At 44.8% G+C, this 25,546-nt stretch carries 21 protein-coding genes and 1 pseudogene; 12 read left to right on the top strand and 10 right to left on the bottom strand.

Features of this window, described 5'->3' with window-relative positions:
• A pseudogene (locus FFR00_RS14080) lies at nucleotides 1-122 on the bottom strand (IS3 family transposase); the annotation flags it as partial.
• 97 nt (nucleotides 123-219) lie between these two features.
• Nucleotides 220-1,935 carry a hypothetical protein gene (locus tag FFR00_RS14075; RefSeq protein WP_137674043.1) on the bottom strand — a complete coding sequence of 572 codons (1,716 nt, stop codon included), beginning with the start codon at nucleotides 1,933-1,935 and terminating at the stop codon, nucleotides 220-222.
• A gap of 342 nt (nucleotides 1,936-2,277) precedes the next feature.
• Here FFR00_RS14075 and FFR00_RS14070 point away from each other — a divergent pair, with 342 nt between their 5' ends.
• Together FFR00_RS14070 and FFR00_RS14065 are read left to right on the top strand one after the other, a co-directional pair.
• The gene (locus FFR00_RS14070) at nucleotides 2,278-3,531 is read left to right on the top strand and encodes a hypothetical protein (protein WP_137674042.1); all 1,254 of its coding nucleotides are present in this window, start codon (nucleotides 2,278-2,280) and stop codon (nucleotides 3,529-3,531) included.
• Nucleotides 3,532-3,692: 161 nt separating this feature from the next.
• Nucleotides 3,693-5,585: a RimK/LysX family protein gene (locus FFR00_RS14065; RefSeq protein ID WP_137674041.1), complete on the top strand. Its 1,893-nt coding sequence runs from the start codon at nucleotides 3,693-3,695 to the stop codon at nucleotides 5,583-5,585.
• A 66-nt stretch (nucleotides 5,586-5,651) separates the two neighbouring features.
• Here the strand turns inward: FFR00_RS14065 and FFR00_RS14060 are convergent, their stop codons facing one another.
• Complete coding sequence (locus FFR00_RS14060) at nucleotides 5,652-7,415, bottom strand: phosphatidylserine/phosphatidylglycerophosphate/cardiolipin synthase family protein (protein WP_137674040.1); 1,764 nt, start codon at nucleotides 7,413-7,415, stop codon at nucleotides 5,652-5,654.
• A gap of 243 nt (nucleotides 7,416-7,658) precedes the next feature.
• On the opposite strand from FFR00_RS14060, the gene FFR00_RS14055 reads away from it, so the two are divergent.
• Complete coding sequence (locus tag FFR00_RS14055; RefSeq protein WP_137674039.1) at nucleotides 7,659-8,396, top strand: ABC transporter substrate-binding protein; 738 nt, start codon at nucleotides 7,659-7,661, stop codon at nucleotides 8,394-8,396.
• Nucleotides 8,397-8,398: 2 nt separating this feature from the next.
• Here FFR00_RS14055 and FFR00_RS14050 read toward each other — a convergent pair whose 3' ends face one another.
• The 5 genes from FFR00_RS14050 to FFR00_RS14030 all read right to left on the bottom strand — a co-directional run bounded on the left by FFR00_RS14050 (nucleotide 8,399) and on the right by FFR00_RS14030 (nucleotide 15,096).
• Nucleotides 8,399-9,697 carry a sodium:proton antiporter gene (locus FFR00_RS14050; RefSeq protein ID WP_137674038.1) on the bottom strand — a complete coding sequence of 433 codons (1,299 nt, stop codon included), beginning with the start codon at nucleotides 9,695-9,697 and terminating at the stop codon, nucleotides 8,399-8,401.
• Between the two features lie 184 nt (nucleotides 9,698-9,881).
• Complete coding sequence (locus tag FFR00_RS14045) at nucleotides 9,882-11,066, bottom strand: AGE family epimerase/isomerase (protein ID WP_137674037.1); 1,185 nt, start codon at nucleotides 11,064-11,066, stop codon at nucleotides 9,882-9,884.
• Nucleotides 11,067-11,068: 2 nt separating this feature from the next.
• Complete coding sequence (locus FFR00_RS14040) at nucleotides 11,069-12,055, bottom strand: carbohydrate kinase (protein ID WP_137674036.1); 987 nt, start codon at nucleotides 12,053-12,055, stop codon at nucleotides 11,069-11,071.
• 117 nt (nucleotides 12,056-12,172) lie between these two features.
• Entirely contained in the window at nucleotides 12,173-12,586 is a 414-nt protein-coding gene (arfB, locus tag FFR00_RS14035; protein ID WP_137674035.1) for an alternative ribosome rescue aminoacyl-tRNA hydrolase ArfB, read from the bottom strand.
• Nucleotides 12,587-12,651: 65 nt separating this feature from the next.
• Nucleotides 12,652-15,096: an EAL domain-containing protein gene (locus tag FFR00_RS14030; RefSeq protein WP_137674034.1), complete on the bottom strand. Its 2,445-nt coding sequence runs from the start codon at nucleotides 15,094-15,096 to the stop codon at nucleotides 12,652-12,654.
• A 297-nt stretch (nucleotides 15,097-15,393) separates the two neighbouring features.
• On the opposite strand from FFR00_RS14030, the gene FFR00_RS14025 reads away from it, so the two are divergent.
• The 6 genes from FFR00_RS14025 to FFR00_RS14000 are packed head-to-tail and all read left to right on the top strand — an operon-like array spanning nucleotide 15,394 to nucleotide 20,276.
• Entirely contained in the window at nucleotides 15,394-16,143 is a 750-nt protein-coding gene (locus FFR00_RS14025) for a DUF3450 domain-containing protein (protein ID WP_137674033.1), read from the top strand.
• Nucleotides 16,130-17,443 carry a MotA/TolQ/ExbB proton channel family protein gene (locus tag FFR00_RS14020; RefSeq protein WP_137674032.1) on the top strand — a complete coding sequence of 438 codons (1,314 nt, stop codon included), beginning with the start codon at nucleotides 16,130-16,132 and terminating at the stop codon, nucleotides 17,441-17,443. The genes FFR00_RS14025 and FFR00_RS14020 overlap by 14 nt, the downstream gene beginning before the upstream one ends.
• Entirely contained in the window at nucleotides 17,440-17,988 is a 549-nt protein-coding gene (locus tag FFR00_RS21725) for a MotA/TolQ/ExbB proton channel family protein (protein WP_161985174.1), read from the top strand. Before FFR00_RS14020 ends, FFR00_RS21725 begins: the two co-directional genes overlap by 4 nt.
• A gap of 1 nt (nucleotide 17,989) precedes the next feature.
• The gene (locus FFR00_RS14010; protein ID WP_137674031.1) at nucleotides 17,990-18,400 is read left to right on the top strand and encodes a biopolymer transporter ExbD; all 411 of its coding nucleotides are present in this window, start codon (nucleotides 17,990-17,992) and stop codon (nucleotides 18,398-18,400) included.
• Nucleotides 18,400-19,083, top strand: a complete 684-nt coding sequence (locus FFR00_RS14005) for an energy transducer TonB (protein WP_137674030.1) — start codon at nucleotides 18,400-18,402, stop codon at nucleotides 19,081-19,083. The genes FFR00_RS14010 and FFR00_RS14005 overlap by 1 nt, the downstream gene beginning before the upstream one ends.
• Nucleotides 19,080-20,276: a hypothetical protein gene (locus FFR00_RS14000; protein ID WP_137674029.1), complete on the top strand. Its 1,197-nt coding sequence runs from the start codon at nucleotides 19,080-19,082 to the stop codon at nucleotides 20,274-20,276. Before FFR00_RS14005 ends, FFR00_RS14000 begins: the two co-directional genes overlap by 4 nt.
• On the opposite strand, the gene focA is transcribed toward FFR00_RS14000, so the two are convergent.
• Nucleotides 20,273-21,799 carry a formate transporter FocA gene (gene focA / locus FFR00_RS13995; protein ID WP_137674028.1) on the bottom strand — a complete coding sequence of 509 codons (1,527 nt, stop codon included), beginning with the start codon at nucleotides 21,797-21,799 and terminating at the stop codon, nucleotides 20,273-20,275. The two genes, FFR00_RS14000 and focA, sit on opposite strands and share 4 nt — an antisense overlap.
• Nucleotides 21,800-21,988: 189 nt before the next feature.
• On the opposite strand from focA, the gene FFR00_RS13990 reads away from it, so the two are divergent.
• Nucleotides 21,989-22,894 carry a LysR substrate-binding domain-containing protein gene (locus FFR00_RS13990; protein WP_137674027.1) on the top strand — a complete coding sequence of 302 codons (906 nt, stop codon included), beginning with the start codon at nucleotides 21,989-21,991 and terminating at the stop codon, nucleotides 22,892-22,894.
• Between the two features lie 87 nt (nucleotides 22,895-22,981).
• Nucleotides 22,982-23,233, top strand: coding sequence for a hypothetical protein (locus FFR00_RS13985; RefSeq protein WP_137674026.1), 252 nt, complete (start codon nucleotides 22,982-22,984; stop codon nucleotides 23,231-23,233).
• Between the two features lie 2 nt (nucleotides 23,234-23,235).
• Here the strand turns inward: FFR00_RS13985 and FFR00_RS13980 are convergent, their stop codons facing one another.
• Entirely contained in the window at nucleotides 23,236-24,327 is a 1,092-nt protein-coding gene (locus FFR00_RS13980) for a glycosyltransferase family 4 protein (RefSeq protein ID WP_137674025.1), read from the bottom strand.
• A 113-nt stretch (nucleotides 24,328-24,440) separates the two neighbouring features.
• Between FFR00_RS13980 and FFR00_RS13975 the strand changes: the two genes are divergently transcribed.
• Nucleotides 24,441-25,538, top strand: a complete 1,098-nt coding sequence (locus FFR00_RS13975; protein WP_137674024.1) for a glycosyltransferase family 4 protein — start codon at nucleotides 24,441-24,443, stop codon at nucleotides 25,536-25,538.
• Nucleotides 25,539-25,546: the final 8 nt, after the last annotated feature.

Here is a 25,546-nt window from a genome sequence, read left to right as displayed (position 1 = left end):
CGGGCTTGTGCTTGTTTGTACGTCATTTCGCCTTTTTCGATGCGCGCTACGACACCTAATTTAAAGGCTAAGGTGTAATCTCGTTGTGTGCGCTTACGGCTTGAGTTAATGGGTGTTGTCATAAAGAAGTCCTCTTTATGTCAACCTATTTCCGGACGGGACAGTCAAAACAAAAACGCTAGCAACCTTGCTAGCTTTTTATTGTCTGCAAGAAACTGATTAAGCAGTATCTTTTCGTTTGGCTTTTACCGCTAACTCTAACTTTTCGCTTAAGCTGGAGTTGGTTTGGCTTAAATTCGTGATGTCTTGATGGGCTTCGTTAACTTCTCGCTGTAATTGTCGATTCACTAAATCACTGGCTTTTAATTTTTCGTCAAATTCCGTTATCTGGCTTTGTAATTTACCGCTATCAATTTGTGCATCGAGGATTTGCTCATCGAGGGTAGTTAACGCCTGTTTGGTCAGCCTGTGGCCTTCCTGTTCTTTTCGCAAGTTGGCTTCAAGCAATTGCAGCTTTTGCTTAACTTCTTTTATTTGATGATCTTTTTCTAATACTCGGTTATCAGTATCCACCATGCTATTGCTAAGCTGCAATTGCGAGCTAGTATCTGCCAGTTGTTTACGGGTTTTTTCTGCATGTTGCAGAGCATTTTCCTGCTCCGCCTCAAGCTCTTCAATGCGCTGCTTAAGTGCACGTTCATTTTGCTGAGCTTGTTCTAACTCTGGTAAAACTTGCTCTAACTGTATCTCGTTACTGCGATTAACGGTATCGAGCGCTTGTTTGTCCCCGCGTACTTCATTTAATTCTTCGTTCAATTCACTAGTTTGCTGATGCATGCTCTCAATTTTTTGTGCATCCTCTAAACAACGTTGCTCCAAAGCAATCAGTTTTTGCGAGAGCTCTTCTTCGCGCTCAGCCGAGGCAGCCGAATCACTGGTATCTGATTTTTGCTCGGCTAAGGCTTGCTCCAGTTGTTGGTTCAACTGTTCTATCTGTTCAGCTAATAACTGGTTATCGCTTACATTTTGCTGCGTTTGTTCACCTAACTGGTCGCCTTGCTCAGTTAACTCTGCAATTCTTTGTACTTGCTGCTGCTGGGTATCTTCTAGCTGTTGGTTTTTCAGCTCAATACTTTGCTTGCTTTTCACTAGCTCCGTCATGCGCTCACTCACCTCACAGTGCTCTTCGGTAAGCTGCTTGGTTAGCGCTAGCTCTTTATCCAATGCTTCGCTCATTTCACCTAATTGTTTACGTAGTGCAAGCTCCATCTCACTCTGTTCTTTGGCCGCAGCTTCTCCGCTTTGCTGAAAACTCGCCAATTGGTTTTCAGCAGTTTGCAACTGCTCTTCCAGCTCCAGTTTTTCGGTATTAAGTTGCTGGTAAGCTTGTTGCTTGTTTTGTTCAGCAGTATGATGTTGCTCTGCATCCGCTTTCGCTTGCTCTAACAGCTGTTGCTGCTCTTTGGTGAGCTGCTTACTTTTATCTAATTCAGCGAACAACTCACTGGTTTTTGCCGCTGCCTGCTCTAGCTTTTCGCGCAGTTCAATAAGTTCCGATTCAGCCACTTCAGTTGCACTATTGGCGGCAGACAACTGTTGATTATGTTGGCTAATTAACGCTAAGCGCCCTTCTTCCCAAGTTTGCTGTTTCTCGTGGGTAATACGTTCAACTTTGGCTTCAGTTGACTGCTCCAGCTGCATAAACCAATCGTTTAAGGATTCGGCAAAGCCATTAGGTAAGCTAGCAATGGCATGCTGCTGACTATAGGTTCTGAGAAGATGCTTTTGCCCGCAAGCGGCAACCTCTGCAATTAGCTCATCACTGGGTGATTCACCATTTTGTTGTTTGAGGTATTCTGCTATCGACGATTCGTTGAGCGAACCTTCACTTTTAAGCATTTGACGTACAAGTAAATCTAACTGTTCAGCATCCATGACTTTTCCCTATCAGGCTCAATACCATTGGACCTAATACTGCAATTGGTTTGGCGGCAATCAAAACCACCCGAAGCTATTGATTAGGCGCACTATACCAACCCCGCAATCAAGGGATCAATCAGCAGCAGCTAAAACAGTTAAGGCAATCATATAATTATTGTTATGCGCTGTTATTGACCGCTAGATAAAACCAACAACCTCACCTAAATAGTAAACGCCCCCTCTCAAAGTTGTATTTACAATTCTATCATCTAATATTTAAGCAATAATTCATAATGAGTTAATTAACTAAAGATAAAACAAGCAGTAGCGTAGGTTTTTAGTTATTAGAGGTGTTTTATGGGGTCAAAAGACTTTATTAAACAATTACAGGGCTTTCCCTTGGCGTGGCAGTGGCAACGTAAAAACAATGTCTTCAGCTGTGACCAAGCTTTAATTGATGCGCTAGGCTTTTCTGGGCAAAAACTGATCAGCCTTAAGCAGTTTGCTGCACGCTTAGATTCAGGCCAAGTGCAGTATCTTCAAAAAGCGATTCTCGACTCTCAGAAACAACAAGATCCAGAAAGTGAACATACCTTAGAGTTAAATCTAATTTTTAACATCGACCAAGCCCGTTATGCTGGCCAGGTATTACTCTGGAAAGAGCGCATCAATCAAGTGAATGGTTCCTTAGAATTTCTTTTACCGCTATTAAACAAACACTCTGAAACGGAATTAATAGGCGAGCACCTTACCAACCCCTACTCCCCAGCATTAATATGCAACAACCATCATCAAATTATTTGGCTTAATCAATCCGCTTGCGAGGAGTTAAGCCAACCTAGCTACCAACTACTCGCCTGCAAACTAAACAATCAAAATGGAACACCGCCAGAACAAGACTCAGCAACTAACAGCCTGCAATGCAAAAGCTTAAATGGCCTGTCTATTAATTTTGACGCTCAAGCTAAAGACATCCATACCAATGCGCCTAAACAGCGTTTCTTTTTGTACCAACTCGAAGTAAAACACGATAGCGCCACTCAACACACCGCTAACCTGCGCTGGGATAACGAGCAAAAATTTGCTCAGCAATTAGCTGAAGCCCAACAGTTTCTAGAGAAGCAAGAAACCCTCGTTGTGTTTGCCTTAAAATTAAGAGCAGAAGGTGATAACTCTTCTGAAAAGATGAAACGAATGATTCTGGATAACTTAAGACGCTTAAACCAAAAAATAAGTGTTGGCTTTATAAATGCTCATACCTTATCTGGCTTTTTAGCAACACCTAAAAAACTGGCCCATATCCAACACCGTTTAAGCTCAGCAGTCACCCAGCTTTTAAAGCCCAGTTCTCCAGCGGAGTCCATTCAAAGCCAAATGGGTGTCTCGGTATTAGGTGTTGATGCTAGCAATAGCAAGCAGTTAATAAACCACGCTAAACATGCAATGGCTAACAGCCCATTTTGTGAGGCTAGTGAATTAGCGACCGAGTCTCGCTTTTTCGACACTCGCTTAGAGAAAGCCAAACAACAAGGCTCTCCCAAGAAAGCCAGCGAAACACAAGCCCCTCAGTCTAAGCAGCATGATGATATGTACATTGACCTAGATAGCTAGGAAAAAGACATGGCACGATGATAAAGCCCCTTGAACTCAATCTGTTTAAGCCACTCTATATAGCCGAATTCCAAAATAAGTTAAATTTATTAACAAGTTGGCTCGATGCGCTTAGCCATTTAGTGCTATAACAAAGGGTAGCTTGATTGAATTAAAGGTTAATGATGAATTTTATTTTTCGCGCAATAGTAACGCTACTGTCAGTCGCGCTTACGCAAGCGCCCGCTTATGCTACTCCCCTAGAGCAAAGCCCCTTTTACCCTAACGGCGCTTATTACCATTTAGATGGCAAACTGGTGATGGGCCGTATCGAAAATATCTATTATTCAGACGTAGAACAACTCAAGGGAATCGGTGTTCCCGCAAAGATAGATACGGGAGCAGATACCACTTCAATTCATGCTATTAACATCAGTATTCATAGCCAGCACCCAGCACTAGCTGAACTAGAAGGTGAAGCGCTGTTAAAAGCGATTGCCGAGCGTTTTGGCGACCCCGATACAGAATGGTGGCTGGAGAGCTTTGACACACCAGAGCGCAACATAAACGCCACTGTAAAATTTGATTTAGTTCATCCGCAAACTGGCGAACTATTGAGTTTAGAACGGCCATTGGCTCGCCTAAGCGGCATACAAGGGCGTGGAGACCACGGTATTCTTTACCGCCCAGTAGTAGATCTAGCGCTATCTTCTGGCGACATCACGGTAAACACCGCGGTAAACCTAACTGACCGCAGTGCGTTTTCTTACTCCATTTTAATTGGCAAAACCTTCTTACGGGAGCAAGCCTGGGTAGATTCAAGTTACGATTACTTACAACAAGAGCCGTTAGCCAAAATACTCGGCACTAAAGAAACCGCCTATTTAGATACGCTACCACTTGCAGTAAGTATGTCTTTAAATAATCGTCGCAGCAGCTTAAATGCTACTAATATCGAGATAGACGCGAAGAAAAAACAAGTAAGTTTTGAGGTGGTAGCAAGCAATAAAAAAACCAAGGTTTACACCCTCCCTCTATTAAAAATACTCAAAATTGGTGACAAGTATCACCCCATGGTCAATATGCCGATAAGTTTTGGCGAAGAAGCTAAACACGTCGAGTTAGTGTTGCGCGACCGCTCTATGCGAAGCACCGAGCTGCGCTTGGGCAAAGAAGCGCTCAATCAGTATTTTCTTATCGACTTAAGTGCCGAACATTTAGCAGATAAACCGTTGCAGTCTGCCATAGAGCTGGCAAAGCAAGCCCCACTTATGATTACTCCCGAAGAGCAAATAAACATAGATGGCGTGTGGCTAGCGGCTGAACCTTCTTTTGCGGTAAGCACTTCGCTACTGCGTGTGAAAAGCTTAAAAACCTTGGAACGCAGTGACCAGAAACGTCCCATCGCAGCATTTTCGGCTACCGATGTTCAAGGTAAAGTATACGTATTTGAGCAAGCCATTGACCGCAACATAAGCGTGGGAGAAGTAACACGCCCGGTTATTAAACCTACCTTAAGTTTTGCCAATTCTCGCCGCCAGACAGACATAGCGCTAGAGCTTTCATCTGCAGACGACCCAGAAATGCTATCCATTGGTGAGAAGTTTGTCGAAGGGCCATTATTAGTAAATACCCGCACCACTAATATTTTGAATAAGCGTAGCGCCATTCGTGCGGGATATGTAGAGCAAGCAACAGTAGAAGGTTTAAGCATTCCGGTAAAACTAGATACCGGTGCCGATGTAAGCTCTATGCACGCAGAAAACATCAAGCGCTTTGAACAAGACGGCAAAGCCATGGTCACCTTTACCTATAAAAATTCCGATGGATTACGTCAAGAGTTCACCCGCGAAGTAGTGGACAAAATGGTGATTAAGGCGCGCGTGGGCGAGCAAGCTAACTCTCGTCCAGTAGTCTTAATGAATGTGCAATTGGGTGAAGTGAATGAAACCGTTCGCGTTAACTTACAAAACCGCGAGAACTTCAGTTACAGCATGATTTTAGGCAAGAACTTTTTACGCCATGGTTTTGTTGTAAGCAGTGATGGTGGCTTTATTCTCACCAAGCAGCCTTAACAGCAATCCCATATTACATAATTTAAAACGGCCCTAGAGCCGTTTTTTAAATGATTAAAACGGGTGTTAAAACTGGTATTTCAAACCGGTTTTATCCAAGGTTTTGTATATCCCCCGTTGGCTGTCTGACGTGTATCCTTTCATTCCGCCCTGCTCTCTTACCTTATTGCGCATCTCTAACCACTCGTCACTGCCCCAACGAGACGATTGTGATTTAAGTAAATCAAACTCTTGATTAAGTCTATTTACGATACCAGAACCTTCGAAGAAAAAGCCCACTTCGTTGTTATATAACAATGAGCGAAAATCTAAGTTGGTGGTGCCTACAAAAGCAAAATTATCGACCACAATAAATTTTGCATGAAGTTTACCGTAGTAGGTTTCTCCCCCTAGCGCGGCAGCATCTGCCCTACCCAGCTGATAGAAGAAAATACGGGGATGATTAACCAATGCCTGCCACTCTTTAGAAGCGATAAAGTCAGGGTTTTGTTCATGCTTTGCTAAATCTGACTCCAGCCACAGCTCTACCATTTCCTTACTCATTAACATCGACGGAACCGTATGCATATCAATCACCGCTTGGGTGAAGAAATTGTCGCTGGTCAATACAGAATTGGTAATAATCTCAATCTTTCTTTCCGGATCTTTTTCTAACCACGCCAGCGTGGTATTAAGGTCTTTTTCCAATACACCTTCGTCTTTGAACAAGTCTGATTGCAAAAACAAATACGGCGATACAACGCGGATGGATTTTAGATCATTGTCGCCATAAGCGGTTCGCGCCAAAATGCCACTAATAGAGTTAGCGTTGGCTTTTTTGTTGGTGCTGTAGTGCTTCACTAAATCAGTAGCATTAAGATTATCCAATTCATGAGCAAAACGGGTCGTTGAGGGCGAGAAACCTTGTTGCAAATAAGACGCTACTGATAGATACGCATTGGCAAACGCAGCAGAAGCCTTTAACTCAGCTAGGCTGTCTAAGGATATTTGCATGCGTTCGGTATAGGGGAAAACAGTGGATAGCTTTTTATTACCGGGTTTTGAGAACAATACCGAATAGTAGTATTCAGTCAGCTGGGCAGGTGAGCTTTTTCTATCTGCATCAGGTTCTGGCCTTATTAACACCTCTAGATCCTTAAATGCGTTAGGGTCTGGCTCACCGTGGTGATCCAATCCGTAGTAATGCAAAGAGATATTGCGGCCTCCCGTCATTATCCACGCTTTTTCTGGATAAGCGCCGTCGACCACCAGCAGCTTATCGTGTGAACGGCGGTTAGCATTTGAACCAGACTGCGTAAGCGCGTTAAACACTACCGCCTGCACTCGTGCTCTGTTATTGGTAACTTCGCCATTTCGCGCTTTAACAAAGCCCGCCTTTTTAGCACATTCAATCAAACCTTTGAGGTCACCGTGCTCCATGCTTAGCGAGCCTAAACTATCAACCATAATACGTACATCTACGCCACGCTTAACCGCTTCACAAAGTGCACCAAGTATCGCATCACCAGATAGGTCAGGTGTATAAATGTAATAAGCTAAATCTAGGCTGTGCTCTGCCTGTTCAATTAAGTGGATTTTTACAGCCAAACTTTGAATAGCTTCATCAGTGCTTGAGCCAACAACTTTTACCGACGCCAGTTGATGAGGTAATTTAGATTCTGATGCTAGTTTTAGGTAATCTTGATCCAGCTCATCGGCTGCTCGCCAACGTCGATCTTCTAACTGCTTGGTGGTCCATGAGTCATCAATGGCATTGTCGGGAACCACTCTCTGCGCAGAACAAGCTTGCAGCAAGGCTGCCAGCAGTATCAAACGTCCATATTTAATCATCAATAACATCCTGTTTTATGACTAAGATTAGCAAAAAATAACCACTTACTTTACCGAGTAGCAAGTATTAAAGATAGCCACCCACGCAGATAAACAGCGATGTTAAGCCATTAAAAAACCTCTAAATGAGCGCGTAGATAAAAGTACTGTTGCCTTTCTAAACCTGCTTATTAACTCGCTGTTTTTACTAGCATAGTCTACTTTTAAACAAGTAATAGATCACTCTATAGGAGGTTTCATTACATGTTTAATAGATGGGCCTTTTGCATTGCATTATGTCTAATGCTCAACACCAAAACGTATAGCGAGAGCTACACCATTTACAGTATAGAAGCGCCACCATTAACCATGCTTAATAGCCAGCAAGCCGGGATAGTGGGTGATATTGTGCTAGAAGCGTTTCACCGCTTAGGGCATACGGTTAAGGTTGAAACCCTTCCTTGGAAGCGCGCTCAACGGTTAGCTAGTCAGGGGGATAACCAGTTCATCATGCCTTTAGCCTTGTTACCTAGCCGAGAGCAACATTTTACTTGGGTAGCGTACATTATGACTTTAGAGCGTAGTTTTGCGAGTACCCAAATACCCATAAATAGCTATCAACAAGCTAGGGAGCAGGTACACAAAATAGGGGTTGGCCAAGGCTCTGCGCAAGCGACAATCTTACAAAATAAGAACTATAAAAAAGACCAAGTTGTTGAAATTAAAATCGGCAAGGCCGCCGCAGAAATGCTACAGCGTGGCCGAATAGATGCGTGGTTTAATGGAACACCGGAATCGGTTTGGTATTGGAATCAACAATACCCAAAGCAGCCTTTGATAGTAGGTGACCCGGTTGAATCTAATCAACTATTTTTAGCTGCTTCTAAGAACGTTGATCCTATACTGGTTCAACAACTGGCACTCACTATTCAGCAACTACACGACGAAGGATTTGTTAAACGCACTGAGCAGCACTATTTAGGAGCACACGCGAAACCTTAACATTAGCTTTCCTTGTTACTTGGCGCTCTCGATAACTCTAAGTTTTTAGCCCGGTTGATCAATGGCACTATGCTGGATCCCTGCACTAAAATCGAGAACACAACCACCGCATAAGTCATCACTAAAATAATCTCTCGCACATCAATATTCTTCTCCGGTAAAATCATCACTCCCGTGGGTACCGACATCGCCATCGCTAAAGCCAAGCCGCCACGTAAACCACCCCAAGTTAGAATAGCGACCGACATAGGGTTGTAAGACTTAACCAGACTGAATCCCAAAAAAGGAAGTCCTACGCTTATCAAACGACTTAACAATACCAAAGGAATGGCTAGCAACATTAACCACATATCTTCGATATGAAAAACAAAGCCAACCAACACCAAACCAATCAGTAAAAACAGCAAATTATTGAGAAACTCCTCTAGTACATGCCACAGATGATCAAAGCTTTGTTTGCTCGCCTGAGTGAAGTACTTTTCTCGCGTAATGTTGCCAATATAGATACCCGCCACCACCATGGCTAAAGCGCCAGACACACCAAGGTATTCGGCAAATACAAAACCTGCAGTGGGAATAGACAAGCTCACGAGCAGCTCTAAAGAATCATCATCGGTATGTTTAATTAAGTAGTTGGCTGCTAAGCCTAGCAACAGCCCATAAACGATGCCACCGCCAGCTTCATGTAAAAACAGCCACGCTATGGCTGAACCGCTGAGCTCTTGATGAGTAAATGCAATGCCAAATACCGAGACAAACATCACCAATCCAAAACCGTCGTTAAACAATGACTCTCCTTCAACTTGGATAGAGATTTGCTGTGGAGCCTGCATTTTTTTCACAATAGCCAAGACAGCGATGGGATCGGTAGGAGAAATTAAAGCACCAAACAACAGGCAATAAATAAAGTCTAGCGGTAAGCCTACCCAAGGCAAAATCCACCACAATAAGCTGGCTACCAAAAAACTAGAGATTAAAGTAGAAAAAAGCGCTAGTACCGCAATTTCTGTGCGCTGAGCAGCCAAGTGTTTCAAGTTGATGCCAAGACCACCAGCAAACAATAAAAAACCGAGCATGCCGTGTAACAGTAAGTTTTGAAAATTGATCGCACTGATCGATTCAATCAACCGGGGGAAGGCCTGAAACAACTTGGTTTCGCCCAATAATATGAGTAACAGCGACAACACTATAGACGCGGCGGTAATTGTAATGGTGGATTGAACTGAGCCTATGCGGCTATTCACATAAGCAATTAACATGGCTAAGGCGGCAAGGTAACAAAGGCTGTAATAAGTATCCAAAGATGAGTCCAGTATTCAAGCAAATCATTGCTTAGTCATTAGCTGTAAACTCAAGTATAGACAGTGGCTTAAACAAGCTAACAAAATAGCCTGTTTAAACCTGCACATACCAATAAAACAGGTGCTTTACTGTCTTTTTTAACCCGTCTCTTTATCTCTCAATGCTAGACCTTATCAATCTACGTTACGCTTGCATGGCCCTTAGAACTTCTAAGCAGGCACCAATAGTATGATAGTCAATCTTCGCGCCGGGGCTGGCAATCAGAGGATCCATCACTTCACCCTCTCGGCTTAATACTCGCCACCAAGGCTGATGTTTAGCCTCACAAAACTGTTGCCAGCTGTACTTCCATAAACTGTCGTACGCTGTCCAATACGCCTGCTTGCCGGTAGCGGTGGCCAGTAATGCCGCAGCTGCGAAAGACTCCGCCTGTACCCAAAAATATTTTTCGTCATCACATACCGAACCATCGGGTGCTAAGCCGTAATATAGCCCACCATATTGATGATCCCAGGCTTTTTCCATGGCATACGTGAACAGTTTTTCTGCGCAAGGCAATAGCCAATCGGCACTATGGTGACGTGACAACATCACCAGCAATTTAGTCCACTCAGTTTGGTGACCAGGTTGAAAACCCCATGGACGATACAGGTTTTTAGGGTCGTTGCGGTTGAACTCCCAATCCACTTGCCATTGCGGGTTGTAATGCTCCCAAACTAAGCCATCTGTGGAATAGCATTGGCGTAAACAAATATTTTGAGCAATGGTAATCGCACGGTGTAAATAACGAGATTCTTGGGTAGCCTCGTACGCAGCAATCATTGCCTCGCATGCATGCATGTTGGCATTTTGACCGCGATAATCACTTACCGTTTGCCAATCGGCACTGGCTTCGTCGGCATACAATCCCCACTCCTGCTGCCAAAAACGCTGTTCCATTAGTTCAAAAGTAGCCGCTAGTTGTTGCTTAGCGCTTGATCGTCCCACTTTTACTGCTGCAGAATACATCAGCATGACAAACGCTAAGCCATAACAATAGTTAGTTTGTTCTATTGGGCAATCACCATCAATCAACCAGTTATACGCTTGCCGTTGAGGGTCAAAATGGTGATTTTCTACATAACTAAAACCATGTTCAGCTAAGTCTAAAAACGCCTTATTTTGTTCACGTAAACCCACATGGGCAAAAATGTAAGCTAAGCGAGTCGAGCTGACTAATTGCTTTACACTGTCATGCTGAGCTTCGCCGCTAGGCAATAAGGCTTGAAAATAGCCACCACTCGGGTCTATAGCATGCTCTTGGTAAAATTCGCTAAGCGCTAAAACATGCTGCTGCAAAAACTGCGAACTACGAAAAACGGGAAGCATAGTTACTCCTTGTGTTGAATAAACTGTTGGATATCTTGATGTGAGGGCAAAGCGCTCCAAGCGCCACGTTTAGTTACCGCTAACGCGCCAGCAACCACCGCATGGTTAAGCGCATCCGCTAAGGGAGAAACTAAAGAAATGGCGTGCTCAAGGGCGGCAGAATCGGTAATGCTCTGCTCAATAAGTGACGCTAGCCAGGCTCCAGTAAAGGCATCGCCGGCGCCAGTAGTATCCACCACATCCACCTTAGGTGTAGCCAACTGCAGGGTTTCTTTTGCGCTAAACAGTTGCACGGGCTCAGCCCCATCAGTAAGTAAAATGAGTTTTACGCCAAGTGCAAACAAATGACTAGCCAGATCGTCAACTTGCACACCTTTAGCTAAATAATTCCATTCTTCCAAGCTTAACTTAAGCATGTCTGATAGAGCCGCAGCCTGCATAACCCGAGGGATAAGCTGCTCTGTGCTTGGCCACAACGCTAAACGTAAGTTCACATCAAAACTGACTAACATGCCACCTTGTTTGGCCGCAGTAATAGCCTGTAAAGTGGTGTCAGCAATCGCCGCTTCGGTGAGGGTATTGGAGCATATATGAAACAGCCCTGCCCCAGAAAACAGTTGCTGAGGAAAATCACTAAACGACAGTTTTAGATCGGCTGAATTGTTACGATGAAAACTAAAGCTGCGCTCGCCACTGGCATCTAAACTAACAAAGGCCATTGGCGTAGGGTGTTCGGATGTACAGAGTAAATAGTCACAGTTTACCTGTTGTTGTTGCAAACAATCTCGAAGGTAAACACCAGCAGCATCTTCGCCTAGCTGGCCTAACATGTATGCAGGTTGCCCAAGTCCTGCTACAGCAACCGCTACATTGGCGGGAGCTCCACCTGGATATTGCCCATAGATAGGAATGTCGATTTTGCCTTGGCGCTGAAATTCCAAAGGGATCCAATCTACCAATACTTCACCAAAGGCCAACAGTCGCGACATAACTACTTCCTTAGTTTTCGGCTAATAAGTGCCTTCAACGTTACACATAAGAAACCGCTTAGTCAGCCCTAAATAGCCTTAGATAATGTGTTTCCTAGTGTTTTCCGAGCAAGGTCACTAATAGCTAATTTTGTTGCGTAATTGTTTGGTTTGGCCGCGTTGGGTTTTCTTATCCATACGTCTACGCTGAGAGCCATATGTAGCTTTAGTCGCTCGGCGGCTTTTTTGTACCACCGCAGCACTAACAATTAGCTCTTTTAGCCGCTGCAATGCGTCTTCTTTATTACGTTCTTGAGTACGGTGGCTTTGCGCTTTAAGCACTAAAACGCCGTCTTTACTGATGCGTTGGTCGTTGAGTTTAAGTAAGCGTTCTTTATAAAAAGCAGGAAGGCTGGAACGCTTAATATCAAAGCGTAAGTGCACCGCACTGGACACTTTATTAACATTTTGGCCACCCGCGCCCTGAGCACGAATAGCAGTGAGTTCGATTTCCCAGTCGGCAAGGCTAACACTATTAGAGATTTCGAGCATAACTGCAGATTACCAAAATGAATGAAGATTTAGTGTAACAAACTCAAGCCAGCTTATTAACTGGCTCAGGCATTATGAGGTAACAACATCGCCTCGCCGTTCAGCAATGCTTCAAAGTCATCTTTAGCTAAAGGCTTGGCAAACCAATAGCCCTGAGCAAAATCACAGCCTGCTTCGCGCAGCAAACGGGCTTGATGTTCAGACTCAATGCCTTCAGCAATTACCTGAATACCCAACTTATGAGCCATCACAATAATCGCCTTACACACAATCAAATCATCACCATCTTCAGCCAGATTGTGAATAAACATACGGTCAATTTTTAGGTATTCAATGTCAAATTTCTGCAAATAAGCTAGCGATGAATAACCAGTACCAAAATCATCAAGCGCCACTTCTACCCCGGCTTCACTAAACGCTAAAAGTTTTGCGTTTACCACAGGGCTGTTTTCCATCAGCAGTCCTTCGGTGATCTCCATCACCACATCTGCGCTTGATAAGCCCGCCTCAGCCAACTGGCTCAACCAATGATTCACATCACACTCGGCTTCATAATATTGTTTTGGAGAGGTATTAATACTGAGCTGAATAGGTCGTAGGCCTTGTTCTTTCCAGTGTTTAAGTTGCGCTACAGCGCTGCTGAATACCCAGTTACCAATTTCTACAATCACACCTGTTTCTTCGGCAACATGAATAAAGTCATGCGGGCTAATCCAGCCTTGAGTAGGGTGATTCCAACGCACCAGCACTTCTGCTTTAATCATTTCGCCAGAGGCTAAATCCACAATCGGTTGGTAATGCACACATAGCTGTTTTTTGGCGACGGCTTGACGTAAATCGTTCGCCAACAAACGACGCACCTGAGCTTGTTCTTGCAAGGACGCAGTAAAGTAACTGAGTCGATTTCTCCCCTGCTGCTTGGCAACATACATAGCTTGGTCTGCATGTTTTAGTAGATCATCTATTTTGTCGCCGTCTTGCGGGGCAAACGCCACCCCAATACTAGTAGAAATGTAAACCCGCTCTATGCCCAGTTGAAATGGTGTACTTAAGGTTTTAAGCACTGCGTCGCCTAACTCGGCGACCCGCGAGCCTTCTTCGTTTTCACTCAGCAAGATAATAAACTCATCGCCTCCCAAACGGGCAACATGTTCGCCTTGCAAAATACAATGCTGAATACGCTGGGCGGCAATTTGTAACAACATATCACCCATGTCATGGCCAAGCGTGTCGTTAATGCCTTTAAATTGGTCTAAATCCAATAGCATTAAACACACGCGCTCTTCAGCAAGGCGAGTCGCCAAGGCGTCACTAAGCAAGCGGTTTAACATTCTCCGATTAGGTAAACCGGTGAGTGGGTCAAAGTTGGCTTGTTGCCATACTTGTTCTTCCGCTTTTTTACGCACAGCTACTTCTTTGCTTAGCGCAGCGGTGCGCTGCTTAACGCGCTGTTCGAGTAGGGTTCTACTAGTATAAACCTCGCCAGCCATGGCATTGAACTGCCCAACCAAGCTGTCCATTTCAATAGAAACAAAGCGCCGTTTCGGTGTGATAAACTTGCCCATTTCACCATGAGAGATCCCTTGAGCAGCCTCTACTACTTGGCTGATTGGTCGCACGATAACGCAAGACAAATACCAAGTAATCACCCCTACTACCATCACACACAATATGCTCACCAAAAAGGCGTACTCTTGTAAGCGCATTGATTGAGATTGCAACTCAGCAATGGGCTGTGGAACAATCACGCCCCAACCTGGTCCCTCTACTCTTGAGTAACCGGCGATCATATCGGCCTGCAAAGCCGGTGAATAAAACTGACTGACCCCAAAAGGTTGGTCACGCATTTGCACAATAGGGTCCAGCCCAGATAAATCTTTAGCCCGGGTTGCCCATTGTTGATTAGGATGAGCCAGCACTCGGCCAAACTGATCAAATAAAGCAACATGTCCTTGGTCACCAAAGCGCACTTCAGACTGGCTTTCTAGCAGGTAATCGGTTGTTAGCGCCGCCAACAAATAGCGGTCTTGCCCCTGATAAGTGGTTAGAAATAGAGTGGGCTTGGTTACCCCTTCTATAACAACACCGCTGTAAAATGCTTGGTCTTTGTATACTCTAGCCAACTCCATGGCCACCTGGATTTGCGCAGGAATAGTTTCAAACGGCGTGATATCTTGCTCAGAGAAGTAAAAGCGCTGACCACGGCCTATCTGCCATTCAAATAGGGCATAAATATTGATGCTTTTTAATAAAGGTCTAAGTTCGGAGTGGAAGCCGTGATGCGAAATTTGTTGGTTTACGCTGTTAAAAATGGCCGAGGTATCAGCCGCATAACGCGATAACGCGGTGCTTAAGTTTCGGGCAATCAAAAGATGTTTATCTTGCACCAAGGCGGTTTCGTTTTGTTGTACTTGATGCTTCAGCCACGAGCTAACCATTAGAGCAGGCAGCAGTGCAGCAGACATGCAAATAACAAACAATATGTAACGTAAAGAGATCCGCCTATTCATCCTTGAGCCAGAACTTTAAAAAAACAAGCGGCGATTTTACATCATATTCACTGGCTTATGAGCTTAATTTTGTAAAAACAGTAATAAATCACCTAACAATCTTTAAGCGCTTAAACACACTTAAAACTTAAGTACTTAATCATGCAACGAATTCACTTTGCTATTTTGCTTTTGCCTTATAATAAGCCTTAGTTAAAATAAGCTAGGCAGCACCACCCAGTGATAAACGGCTACTCTTAATGTAATAAGTATGCCGCTTAGCTTAGTGTTTCATCAGCATCAGGAAGCTTCTACATAATGCGGCGTTACTTACTTTTGACAATATTGGCGCTAATTAGCCTTAGCACCAATGCCAATCAAAGCATCGAACAACAACTTCAACGTCAAGCGCTTAACCAGCAATCTCAGCAGCGTATTGATGATCTTGATGCTAAGCGCCAACAAGCTAGCCAACAAACCCGAGGGGTTAAGCAGCAACTCGCCTTAGTTGAGCAATACAATCAACATCTTGGTGCTATGGTGGCGCAACAGCAGCAAGAGCTCAGCCAGCTACAGCAAGATATAGCCTCTTTAGATGACACCGAGCAACAAGCACTGCCGCTGGTTCACTCCATGTTGCAAGAACTTAAGCTTTTCATTACTCAAGACTTACCTTTTTTACAACAGCAACGCCTGCAAAGCATTGCCCGCCTCGAATTACTGTTAGATCGCGCCGATGTCAGTTTGGCAGAGAAGTATCGCCAAGTGCTCGAAGCCTATCAAATTGAAATGGAATACGGTGAAAGCATTGCCGCTTACCAAGGGCCTTTAGCCGAACAACAGGTTAATTACTTTCGCTTAGGCCGCACCGCTTGGTATTACCAAACCTTGAACGGCCACACCTCAGCACTTTGGGACCCTAAGCAGAAACAATGGCAAGCCCTTAACCAAGCCGACAATTTAGCATTGGGTGACGCCTTGGCCATCGCTTGGCAACAGCAAGCCCCACGCTTATTAAGCTTGCCGTTAAATCAGCTTAAGCAAGGAGCGACCAATGCAAATCCTTAAGTATTTGTGTTTTAGCGCTTGCCTTGTCAGCAACCTGAGCTGGGCAAGTGAATTAAACACAATTGATCAAGCACAGCCAAGCAATCAGCAGCGCGAGCAAGGCTTTATTGATGCACTGCAACTGCAGCAAGATGCTTTGAAGCAGCAACAACAAGCTCTAACTAATGCCCAAAATCAGCAACAAGAACTCAAGCAACAGTTTAGCGACAACGAACAAGCGCTAGCTAAACAATACCAGCAACTACAACAGCGCAGTGGACAGTTAGGGCAAGTGCTAGAGGTAGTAAAACTGAAAGCACAAGAAAGCCAGCAAACCATTGCTAGCTCTATTCTCAGCGCTCAGTACCCAGAATCGGCAACTCAATTAGCCTTTGCCGAACAAGCGGCTCTGCCTAGCGCCACTAACATTCAAAATTTAGCCGCCGCCTTGCTCAATAATTTACAGCAATCTTCAACTATCAGTTTTTTTGATGCGAAAGTAATAGATAAGCAAGGTGACCGCCAAACCTTGCCGTTAATGCGAATAGGTAGCTTCAATATTATTAGCGAACAAGGCGAGTATGTAGAATGGTTACCCGCTAACCAGCTACTTCAGCTATATGCCACTCAACCAAATCAAACCAGCGCTGCAGAGGCTTTTTTTAAGGGCCAACAAACACGTTTACTCATAGACCCTTCTCGAGGCCAGCTTTTAAGCCTACTTGATCTTGAGCCCTCGCTGAAACAACGTGTTCAGCAAGGTGGTGCTGTCGCTATTGTTATCATCTTTGTGGCAGTACTTGGTTTAGTGGTGGCCTTATATCGCATCGCTCGCTTGCTGCATATAGAGCGCGCCGTGCGCCAGCAACTTAAGGCTTCAACACCGTCTGACTCCAATCCATTGGGGAGAGTATTGTTATCAGCTCAACATGCTCATCAATCACTAGAAGAGCTAGAACTGCGGGTTGATGAAGCTATTTTGAATGAACTCCCCCAGTTGGAGCGCGGCCAAAGCTTAGTGAAGTTGTTTGCTGGTATTGCGCCTCTGCTAGGGTTGCTTGGCACAGTTATCGGTATGATAGCGACTTTTCAAAGCATCAGCTTATTTGGCAATGGCGACCCTAAATTGCTGGCTTCGGGCATTTCTCAAGCCTTAGTTACCACTGTACTTGGCTTGGTCGCTGCAATACCACTGCTATTTTGCTCAAGCTTAATGAGCTCTCGCAGTAGAGTTTTACTGCAACTGCTGCAACAAAAAAGCTTAGCAATGCTGGCCGACCAACAATACCAATCCGCCAGTAAACCAGAGGCCAAAGCGTGAATGCCCTAAGCCAAAGCTGGCAGCAGGCTTGGCTCACTTTGGGTCAACTACTGTATTCAGGTGGCTGGGTATTAGTGCTGCTGCTGGTGATTACCGCTTTGTTAAGCAGCTTACTACTAGAGCGCTATTGGTTTCGTTTTGTTTCCTATCCCCAGTTATTGATTAACTACCAGCGCCGGCTTACGCAACAGCAGTCAGCTAAACATCTCCAAGCAGCCTACTGGCTAAGCCTACGTTGCGATATGGAATTGAAGTTAAACCAACACCTTAGCTTAATTGAAAGCTTAGTTGGCCTATGTCCACTGATTGGTTTGCTAGGCACTGTAACCGGGATGATTCACGTGTTTGATACCATGGCTTTAGCCGGCAGCAGTGATCCCAAGTTAATGTCAGCAGGCATTGCTCGAGCTACACTGCCTACGATGGCGGGGATGAGCATTGCCTTAATTGCTGTTATCAATTTTACTTATTTGAAACGTTGGAGTAGCCGCAGCAAACTTTTTCTGCAACAACGTCCGCAGCATTTAGCGAAAGGAAACAGCTAATATGAAGCGACGTGATTTGCTTAATCGCCCAGAAGAAGAGGCGGAGATAAATCTAACGCCGATGTTAGATATCGTTTTTATCATGCTGATTTTCTTTATTGTTACCAGCAGCTTTGTTAGCCCCAGCAGTATTGACGTAACAACACCGGTGGCACAAAGTGCCGAGCAAACGAGTAATAACGCGGTTCTACTTAGCCTTTCCGCCGATGGCAGTGTGCTGTTAAACGGTCAAGCTAGCGATGTACGCTTAATTAAAGCCAAGCTAATACAACTTAAGCAACAACAACCACAACTAGCGGTGTTGGTTCAAGCCGATCAGCAGTCAAGTACTGGCCAGCTGGTGGCCGTTCTCGATCAACTCCGCTTAGCTAAAGTGCCTTATAGCCTAGCCGCTCAAGCGAGCCAGCCTTAATGTGGCGAATTCTGCTCGCGCTTCCTACTGGCACAGTATTAGCTGCTAGTTTGTTTATTCTACTGGCGGAAGTATCAGGGTTTAACCAAGCCTCTCCTCCCTCAGCCCCCAATATTAGTAATTTACAACTGTTTAGCCTGCGACAGACTAGTGAACCACAACATAGACAGCGTTTATTGCCAGAACCACCGCCTTTATTAGCGCCCCAAGACTTGCAAACCCCGCTTGATGCTGGAGCAAGCCAAAGCGATAACAATATTATTGATACAAGCTCAACACCTTCAATATCTAAGCTTTTACAGCCGTCGCTAACTCCACTCAGTTTAAGCTTACCGCATATAATTACTGATACCTCTAGCAGCCAAACTAGTGTTAGTTCAGCAGGTTTAGGCCAAGGTCCTCAGCTAGATCTGTCTATTCAAGCCAGTTATCGACATCGTCCTGAATATCCAATGTCGGCTCAACGGCGCGGGATAGAAGGAGAGGTTGAGCTAGAATTCACGGTTGATCACCACGGCAACGTTGTCGCTAACAGCATTAAAGTGATTCATGCAGAGCCTCAAGGCTTTTTTGAACAGGCCGCAATACGCACCATTGCCCAGTGGCGCTTTCCAGTGAGAGCACAAGGCAATAACCCAGGCTTTGTTAGTCGGCAGGTAATCGAGTTTAAGCTTAAGCAATGATTAATACCTTATGGGCACTATTAGCTTTATTGATAGCATTTAACCTTGCAGCCCAAGGTTTAAGTGAAAGTGAGGCAAGGCAGCTTAAAGCAGGGCAAGCTTTAATCCAACAGGGAGAGTTACCACAAGCAGCGTCTCACCTGCAGCAACTTAGTCAGCAATACCAGCAACAGCAGCGCCAGTATGCCTTGGCGGTTTCTTTGCAATACCAAGCGCAAGCAGCCATAGAGCAACAGCAATATTCGGCCTCGCTTAACTATTTACTTGAATCCTATCAACTCAAGAAACTGCCTGAACCTCAGCAACAACAGGGCTTGTACAGCATTGCGCAACTGCAATTGCAGCTACAGCAATGGGCAAAGGCCATTGATTCAATAAGTTCTTGGCAAAACCAGCAAGCCGCTAGCGAAGTTACTGCAGAGTCGTACTATTGGCTGGCGAGCGCCCAAGCTAATTTAAGCCTTTGGCCAGAAGCAAGCCACAGTATTGAGCAAGCACTACAACGGCAATCAAGCCCGCTCTTAAGTTGGTGGGAACTTAGCGTAGCATTGCATAGCCAGCAACAACATTGGCCAAAGGCCATTGAAGGCCAGTTACAAGTATTGAAGCTAGATCAAAAAAATATAGATGCCTGGACCCAACTCGCGTCTTTGTACCTGCATAATCAACAAGCCAACTCCGCTCTCGCCTATTTACAGCAAGCCTACAATAAAGGACTATTTGTTCAGCCTTCGCAGTTTACCATGTTAATTCAATTGCTCACTCAGCAAGGCGCCCCCTACCAAGCAGCGCGCTTGTTAAACACTGCTCTGCAACAAAAACAGCTAGCAAATACCCTTCAACAGCAGTCCCGCTTGTGCACACTTTGGTTACAAGCAAAGGAATACTCCTTAGCCGAACCCTGTTTAAACCAGCTTAACCAGCGGCAAGCGTCTGGCACAAACTACCAACTACTGGCTTTTAGCCAAGCCCAGCTTGGGCAATTGGCGGCGAGTATCAGCAGTTATCAACACGCTAACCAATACCATGATGCGAGCCAAGCACAAAACTATTTGGCCCAAGGTTTGTTGTATATTGAGTTAAATCAGTTAGAGGTTGCCAAGCAAGTACTAAAAAAGGCGGCTACCTTTTCAGATACCGCCTCTTCGAGCCAACATGCTTTACGCTACATTGAGCAGCGCCAACTACATTAAGCTACTGACTCAGCAATGTGTTCTTCAGTAGCATTTAGCTTTACTGGAGCACCCAGCGCAGGGCGTAATGCTTTAAGCACTTGGTGACGCGTAACCACACCGACTAACTTACCATTTTCTACCACTGGGAATACTTTAGGGCGGTAAACACTGCTGTTACGTAAGCGCTCTTCAAGCGGTTGGTGAGTAGAGCTTAACAAAACGCCAGAATCAGACACTGGGTATACCTGGGCTACATCAACACTCATGTACTCAGCTAGTTTCAATAAGTTGTGATTAGGTGCCACGGTCATAATATCCTTTTGCATAATGCTTGCTACAGTTGTTGTGCTTGGTTTGCGGTAATCTTCTAGCCATAGTTTGCGTAAGATTTCTAACTCAGAAATAAAACCTTGTAGTTCGTTACTCTCGTTTACAACCACTGCACCAGGCGCTTCTTGCGCTAATAAAGCATCACAGGCACTTGCAATGGTCATGTCAGGGCTAAGAGCATTATCGGCAGGCGACATAATGTCAGCGACAGTCATAGTTTTAAGATTTTGCATAGTAGGTTCTCCAACAGGACCAGAAGTTTGATTTGGTAAAATAGTAAATGTTGCGGCAGTTGACGTTGGTTTGTTTGGGTTACTACGGCTATAAACCGACCAGTAACCAAGACCAACAATAATTGCGCCGCCAATGATGTTGCCGATAGTGACCGGCAGTAAGTTTTTCCAGGCAAAGGTTGCCCAGTTTAAGTGTTCATAAGCGCTAGCTTGCGTACCGATTTGCGCCCAAAATTCAGGTTCTGCCCAGCTCTTAATGGCAATACCTAAAGGCACCATAAACATGTTAGCCACTACGTGCTCGAAGCCGGTACTCACAAACATGGCGACAGGTAGAATAACCAATGCGGCTTTAGCTGCGCTGGTAGTAGCGCTAAAGGTCATCCAAACCGCTAAACACACCAACAAGTTACACAGCATGCCTAGTAATAAGGCTTGCATGAAGCCATGTTCCAACTTGTGATTAGCGATAGATAAAGCGTTTAAGCCCCATTGGCCGTGGTCTAGCTGGTACAACTTGGCGCCGCTTACCACTAGCACTAACAATAGCGCGCCAACAAAATTACCGAGGTACACTTTGCCCCAGTTGGCAACCATGGCGCGGGTATCTAGCTTGCCACTGGCTCTAGGGATAATAGACAGCACACTACTTGTGAATAGCTCTCCTCCACATACCACTAACATCACTAAGCCCATGCTGAACGCCAAGCCGCCTAACAAGCGGCTAATACCCCAGCCAACACCCGATGAGCCGGTAGTTACCGTGATATAGAATACGAAAGCTAAGCCAATGAATACGCCGGCACTTAAGGCCAAGCTCAGTGTTTTAGCACTGCTATTGGTGGCTTTCTTATATGCATACTGCTCAGCATACTGAGTCATTTGGTCGGGACTTAAAGCCGCTAATGGTGAGCTAGCGGCGCCACCGCCAGTGACCATTTTAGGAGCGGGTAAGCGCTCAACTTGAAGATGATTCATTTACACTAAAACCTGTAATAACAAGCAACTAAAGTCGCTAGTGGCTAAACGTGTTATTACCTTAGCGAGAATAACTTTCGCTGGTAAGCGGATAATTTTTATGACCACTATCAATACTTTTGATAGCGCCTATGCTTACTATGGTCAGCAGGCAAACTAAGCCCTTAACTTTTCTCTTTGGAGCGACTAATGCGTTATTCTTTAAAACAGCTCACCGTTTTTGAAGCAGTGGCCACCCATGGGAGTGTAAGTGCAGCCGCAGACCACCTAGCCCTTACCCAATCGGCGGCAAGCATGTCTTTAGCTCAGCTAGAAAAGCTATTAGGTAAACCGTTATTCGATCGCCGCGGAAAGCGCATGGTGCTTAGCCAGTGGGGTTTATGGTTACGACCAAAAGCGAAACAATTATTGTTAGATGCCTTGCAGATTGAGGAAGGGTTTGCCGATCAGCATTTAGTGAGTGGTGAACTGCAATTATGTGCCAGCCAAACAGCTGCTGAGCACTTAATTCCAGATCTTATCAGCATAGTTGATAGTAACTTCCCGCAACTTAGAATTAGCTTCTCCGTAGAAAACACCGCTGAAGTAATTAATGGTTTATTAAACTATGACTATCAGTTAGGTGTAATTGAAGGCCGCTGTGACGACGATAGAATAGCCCATCAGGTATGGTGTAACGACCACTTGGTGATTGTGGCAGCTGCTCACCACCCTTACGCCAAACTAGAACGGGTAAGTGTTTCTCAGCTAGAACAAGCCAGTTGGGTATTGCGAGAACAAGGCGCAGGCACACGCCGAGTATTTGATAGCGCCATTCAAGGCACCATTGAGTCTTTAAAAGTACACCGCGAATATGAACACGTTCCGGTATTACGCTCGCTAGTAGCAAACAACAACTACCTTAGCTGCTTACCTTATTTAGATGTGATTAAAGCCCTAGAGTTAGGAGAGTTGGTGCGCTTAAACGTACCAGAGCTGAATATTGAAAGGGCGCTATCGTTTGTATGGCGTAACGATACTTCGGAGAACCCATTGCGTGACTTGGTGATAACGGAAGCAAAACGAATGTTTAAAGTACAACAACTACATATGTAAGCGCAGACGTGACATAAAAGACTTGCTTTATATTACCGAACACCTTAAGTTAAATGATAATAATTATCATTTAACTTAAGGCTTATTATGCGTTTATCAATGATGCTTATTGCAGCGGCAAACTTGGCCCTTGTTAGCCAAGTACAAGCTGCAAATACCAGCAATGCACTAAGTGAACTCGAACATATCGCAGTGGCCTTATCGATTTTTGCCACCGCGGCATTTTGTTTGTGGTCCCTTCGAAAGATTAAACGAGCCTTAAACACGCCCTTGCCAAATACCTTTAGCAATAAATCGTCTGCAGCTAAAATCACTAAGCCGTCTCTTAGAGCCGTGTAACGCTAAATACTAGTGCCTACGTCTTGATAGACTTTTTGATATTGGTTTTGCGTGCGCTGTAATGAAAATTCTTCAAGCACCCGTTCTCGCCCTGCTTTGCCATAGTCGATTAAGGTCTCAGCATGCGCTAAGGCTTGTTGAATAATTTGAGCCAAGCTGTCGCTATCATCAAAATCAAATAACCAACCGTTTAACTGCTCTTTCACTAATACACCATTGCCACCCACTTTACTGGCCACTACTGCGCGTTTGTAGGCCATCGCTTCCATAATCGCTAACGACATGCCTTCAGTTTCTGAGGTAACAGCCAGTAGCTCAAAGCGGTTATAGATCTTGCTTCTATCACTCTCTAAACCATGAAATACCACGGTAGACTGTGCTAAATGCTGTTGACTAAAGGTTTGCAGCTTAGGCATTTGGTCGCCAGTGCCAAAAAAGTGCACTTCCACCTTCTGCTGAATATCTTCAGGTAATAGAGCAACTGCCTGCAACAGGCTAATTTGATGCTTTAAACTCACCATTCGCCCTACTGATCCAATGCGCAAACGGCCATCTTGTGGATGGGGAACGACTTCTTGCTCTCGCGGCATTGCTATTCCGTTATCAATCACCGAAGAATCAACATGCTCCCAGCCATTCACATCGTGAAAAATCTGCTGTCCTTCTTCAGACACAAAGCAAATACTGTCGATATAACGGCGGGCAAATTGATGCACCCTACGCCAGCGTTTAGTCGAGAGCTTAGCGGCACCATGTCGGGTATACACAATTTTGCGCTCTAGACACAAAGGCAAAATAGGTAGCGATACCATTAATACAGCAGGAGAGTGAATATGAATAATCGGCTGGTTGCGGTAGGCCTTCCATAAGCGCCATTGCACAAGGCCCTTCATTCCTTTAACGACAGTGACTTTGATACCTAAACCTTCCGCCACTGCAATCAAAGGGTCATCGTGATGGCCTAAAGAAATAATGTCTGGCTCTAAACCTTGTTCACGCTGTTCGATACATAAATCGATAACAAATCGCTCTGCGCCACCCACCTGTAAACTGCTCACCACATGAGATATCTTTTTACTTAACGATTTATTCACAATACTATTACTTACTTGACTATCCTTAGTGCCTGTATGATAAGTCAGTTACGAGTGAAGGAACACTCACTAACTCAAAGAAATTGTTAATTTTTTGTCGAAGGATTGAATAAATGAATGAATCGCTGCGAGTGTTGGAGGTTGTACAAAGCCTCGAACGAGGTGGTCGTACAGTAAGATTCATAACAACCGTTGAAGGCTTGCAAGAAAACGGGGTTTTTGTGCTGCCTGTCAGTTTTAAAGCTGCAAAGCTGGAGTCTTGCCAACCAGAGGGTTTAGTGGTGCTTAACACCAAAGCATTCGATGGCCCCTGTATAATGTACAATTTGATAAAACTCATTCGCAAACACCGCATTAATCTGATTCACTGTCATTGCGACCGCAGTATGATTTGGGCTGGCTTTGCCGCTAAAATATGTGGCGTGCCTACGGTTCTTACCTTTCATCGCTCTATATTGCGTTATTACCAACGCAACAAAGTAAACCGTTTGCTCATGCGTTTAACCAGCCGCTTTATTGCCGTGTCTGAGCAGCGCCGCCAGTTACTCATCAGTAATTTAGGCTTAAGTGAGCAACGTTGCTTGGCTAACCATGGGGGTATTGATACCCAGATTGAACATGTTGGCTTTGCTCGTGCTCGCCAGCAACTCGATCTGCCTAGCGACCAAATAGTGCTATTTAGTGCTGGCCACCTCGGACGAATTAAAGGCCACCAAGATACCCTCAAAGCCTTTAAACAGATCAGTGATAAATACAACTGCCAGCTTTATATTGCCGGTAGCGGTTCAGCCAAAGACACCCAGGTAATTCAGCGCTATAGAGATAAAATGGGTCTGCAAGAGCAGGTGCATTTTCTAGGACAAATTAGTAACTCTTCTTTGTGGATGGAAGCTGCTGATATATTTGTACAGCCGTCTCTTGAAGAAGCCTTTGGTCTAGTATTCATCGAGGCGGGTTTGCATCATACTCCGGTAGTAGCAACCAACGTTGGCGGAATCCCTGACATTATAGTGAACGGGGAAACGGGTTATTTAGTGCCTGCCGCTAACCCTGAGGCTCTAGAACAGGCTTTAGTTAAGCTCATTGAGTCAAGCCAGCTACGTGACCAGTTTGGCGCGGCGGCCAAACAACGCATTGAGTCGAAGTTTAATAAGCAACATATGATCGACAAATACCTAAATACTTTTCATCAACTCATCATGGAAGAATAAGCGAGAGC

Source organism: Agarivorans sp. Toyoura001, assembly GCF_005405585.1.
Classification (GTDB): Bacteria; Pseudomonadota; Gammaproteobacteria; order Enterobacterales; family Celerinatantimonadaceae; genus Agarivorans.
The sequence above is the reverse complement of the archived record's forward strand: the minus strand, read 5'-3'. Positions and strand labels throughout refer to the sequence as shown.

Excerpts from the sequence above, each read along its gene's own strand:
- FFR00_RS14075 (WP_137674043.1), bottom strand. The coding sequence starts at position 1,935 with ATGGATGCTGAACAGTTAGATTTACTTGTACGTCAAATGCTTAAAAGT.
- FFR00_RS14070 (WP_137674042.1), top strand. The coding sequence starts at position 2,278 with ATGGGGTCAAAAGACTTTATTAAACAATTACAGGGCTTTCCCTTGGCG.
- FFR00_RS14065 (WP_137674041.1), top strand. The coding sequence starts at position 3,693 with ATGATGAATTTTATTTTTCGCGCAATAGTAACGCTACTGTCAGTCGCG.
- FFR00_RS14060 (WP_137674040.1), bottom strand. The coding sequence starts at position 7,415 with ATGATTAAATATGGACGTTTGATACTGCTGGCAGCCTTGCTGCAAGCT.
- FFR00_RS14055 (WP_137674039.1), top strand. The coding sequence starts at position 7,659 with ATGTTTAATAGATGGGCCTTTTGCATTGCATTATGTCTAATGCTCAAC.
- FFR00_RS14045 (WP_137674037.1), bottom strand. The coding sequence starts at position 11,066 with ATGCTTCCCGTTTTTCGTAGTTCGCAGTTTTTGCAGCAGCATGTTTTA.
- FFR00_RS14040 (WP_137674036.1), bottom strand. The coding sequence starts at position 12,055 with ATGTCGCGACTGTTGGCCTTTGGTGAAGTATTGGTAGATTGGATCCCT.
- arfB (WP_137674035.1), bottom strand. The coding sequence starts at position 12,586 with ATGCTCGAAATCTCTAATAGTGTTAGCCTTGCCGACTGGGAAATCGAA.
- FFR00_RS14030 (WP_137674034.1), bottom strand. The coding sequence starts at position 15,096 with ATGAATAGGCGGATCTCTTTACGTTACATATTGTTTGTTATTTGCATG.
- FFR00_RS14025 (WP_137674033.1), top strand. The coding sequence starts at position 15,394 with ATGCGGCGTTACTTACTTTTGACAATATTGGCGCTAATTAGCCTTAGC.
- FFR00_RS14020 (WP_137674032.1), top strand. The coding sequence starts at position 16,130 with ATGCAAATCCTTAAGTATTTGTGTTTTAGCGCTTGCCTTGTCAGCAAC.
- FFR00_RS14010 (WP_137674031.1), top strand. The coding sequence starts at position 17,990 with ATGAAGCGACGTGATTTGCTTAATCGCCCAGAAGAAGAGGCGGAGATA.
- FFR00_RS14005 (WP_137674030.1), top strand. The coding sequence starts at position 18,400 with ATGTGGCGAATTCTGCTCGCGCTTCCTACTGGCACAGTATTAGCTGCT.
- FFR00_RS14000 (WP_137674029.1), top strand. The coding sequence starts at position 19,080 with ATGATTAATACCTTATGGGCACTATTAGCTTTATTGATAGCATTTAAC.
- focA (WP_137674028.1), bottom strand. The coding sequence starts at position 21,799 with ATGAATCATCTTCAAGTTGAGCGCTTACCCGCTCCTAAAATGGTCACT.
- FFR00_RS13990 (WP_137674027.1), top strand. The coding sequence starts at position 21,989 with ATGCGTTATTCTTTAAAACAGCTCACCGTTTTTGAAGCAGTGGCCACC.
- FFR00_RS13985 (WP_137674026.1), top strand. The coding sequence starts at position 22,982 with ATGCGTTTATCAATGATGCTTATTGCAGCGGCAAACTTGGCCCTTGTT.
- FFR00_RS13975 (WP_137674024.1), top strand. The coding sequence starts at position 24,441 with ATGAATGAATCGCTGCGAGTGTTGGAGGTTGTACAAAGCCTCGAACGA.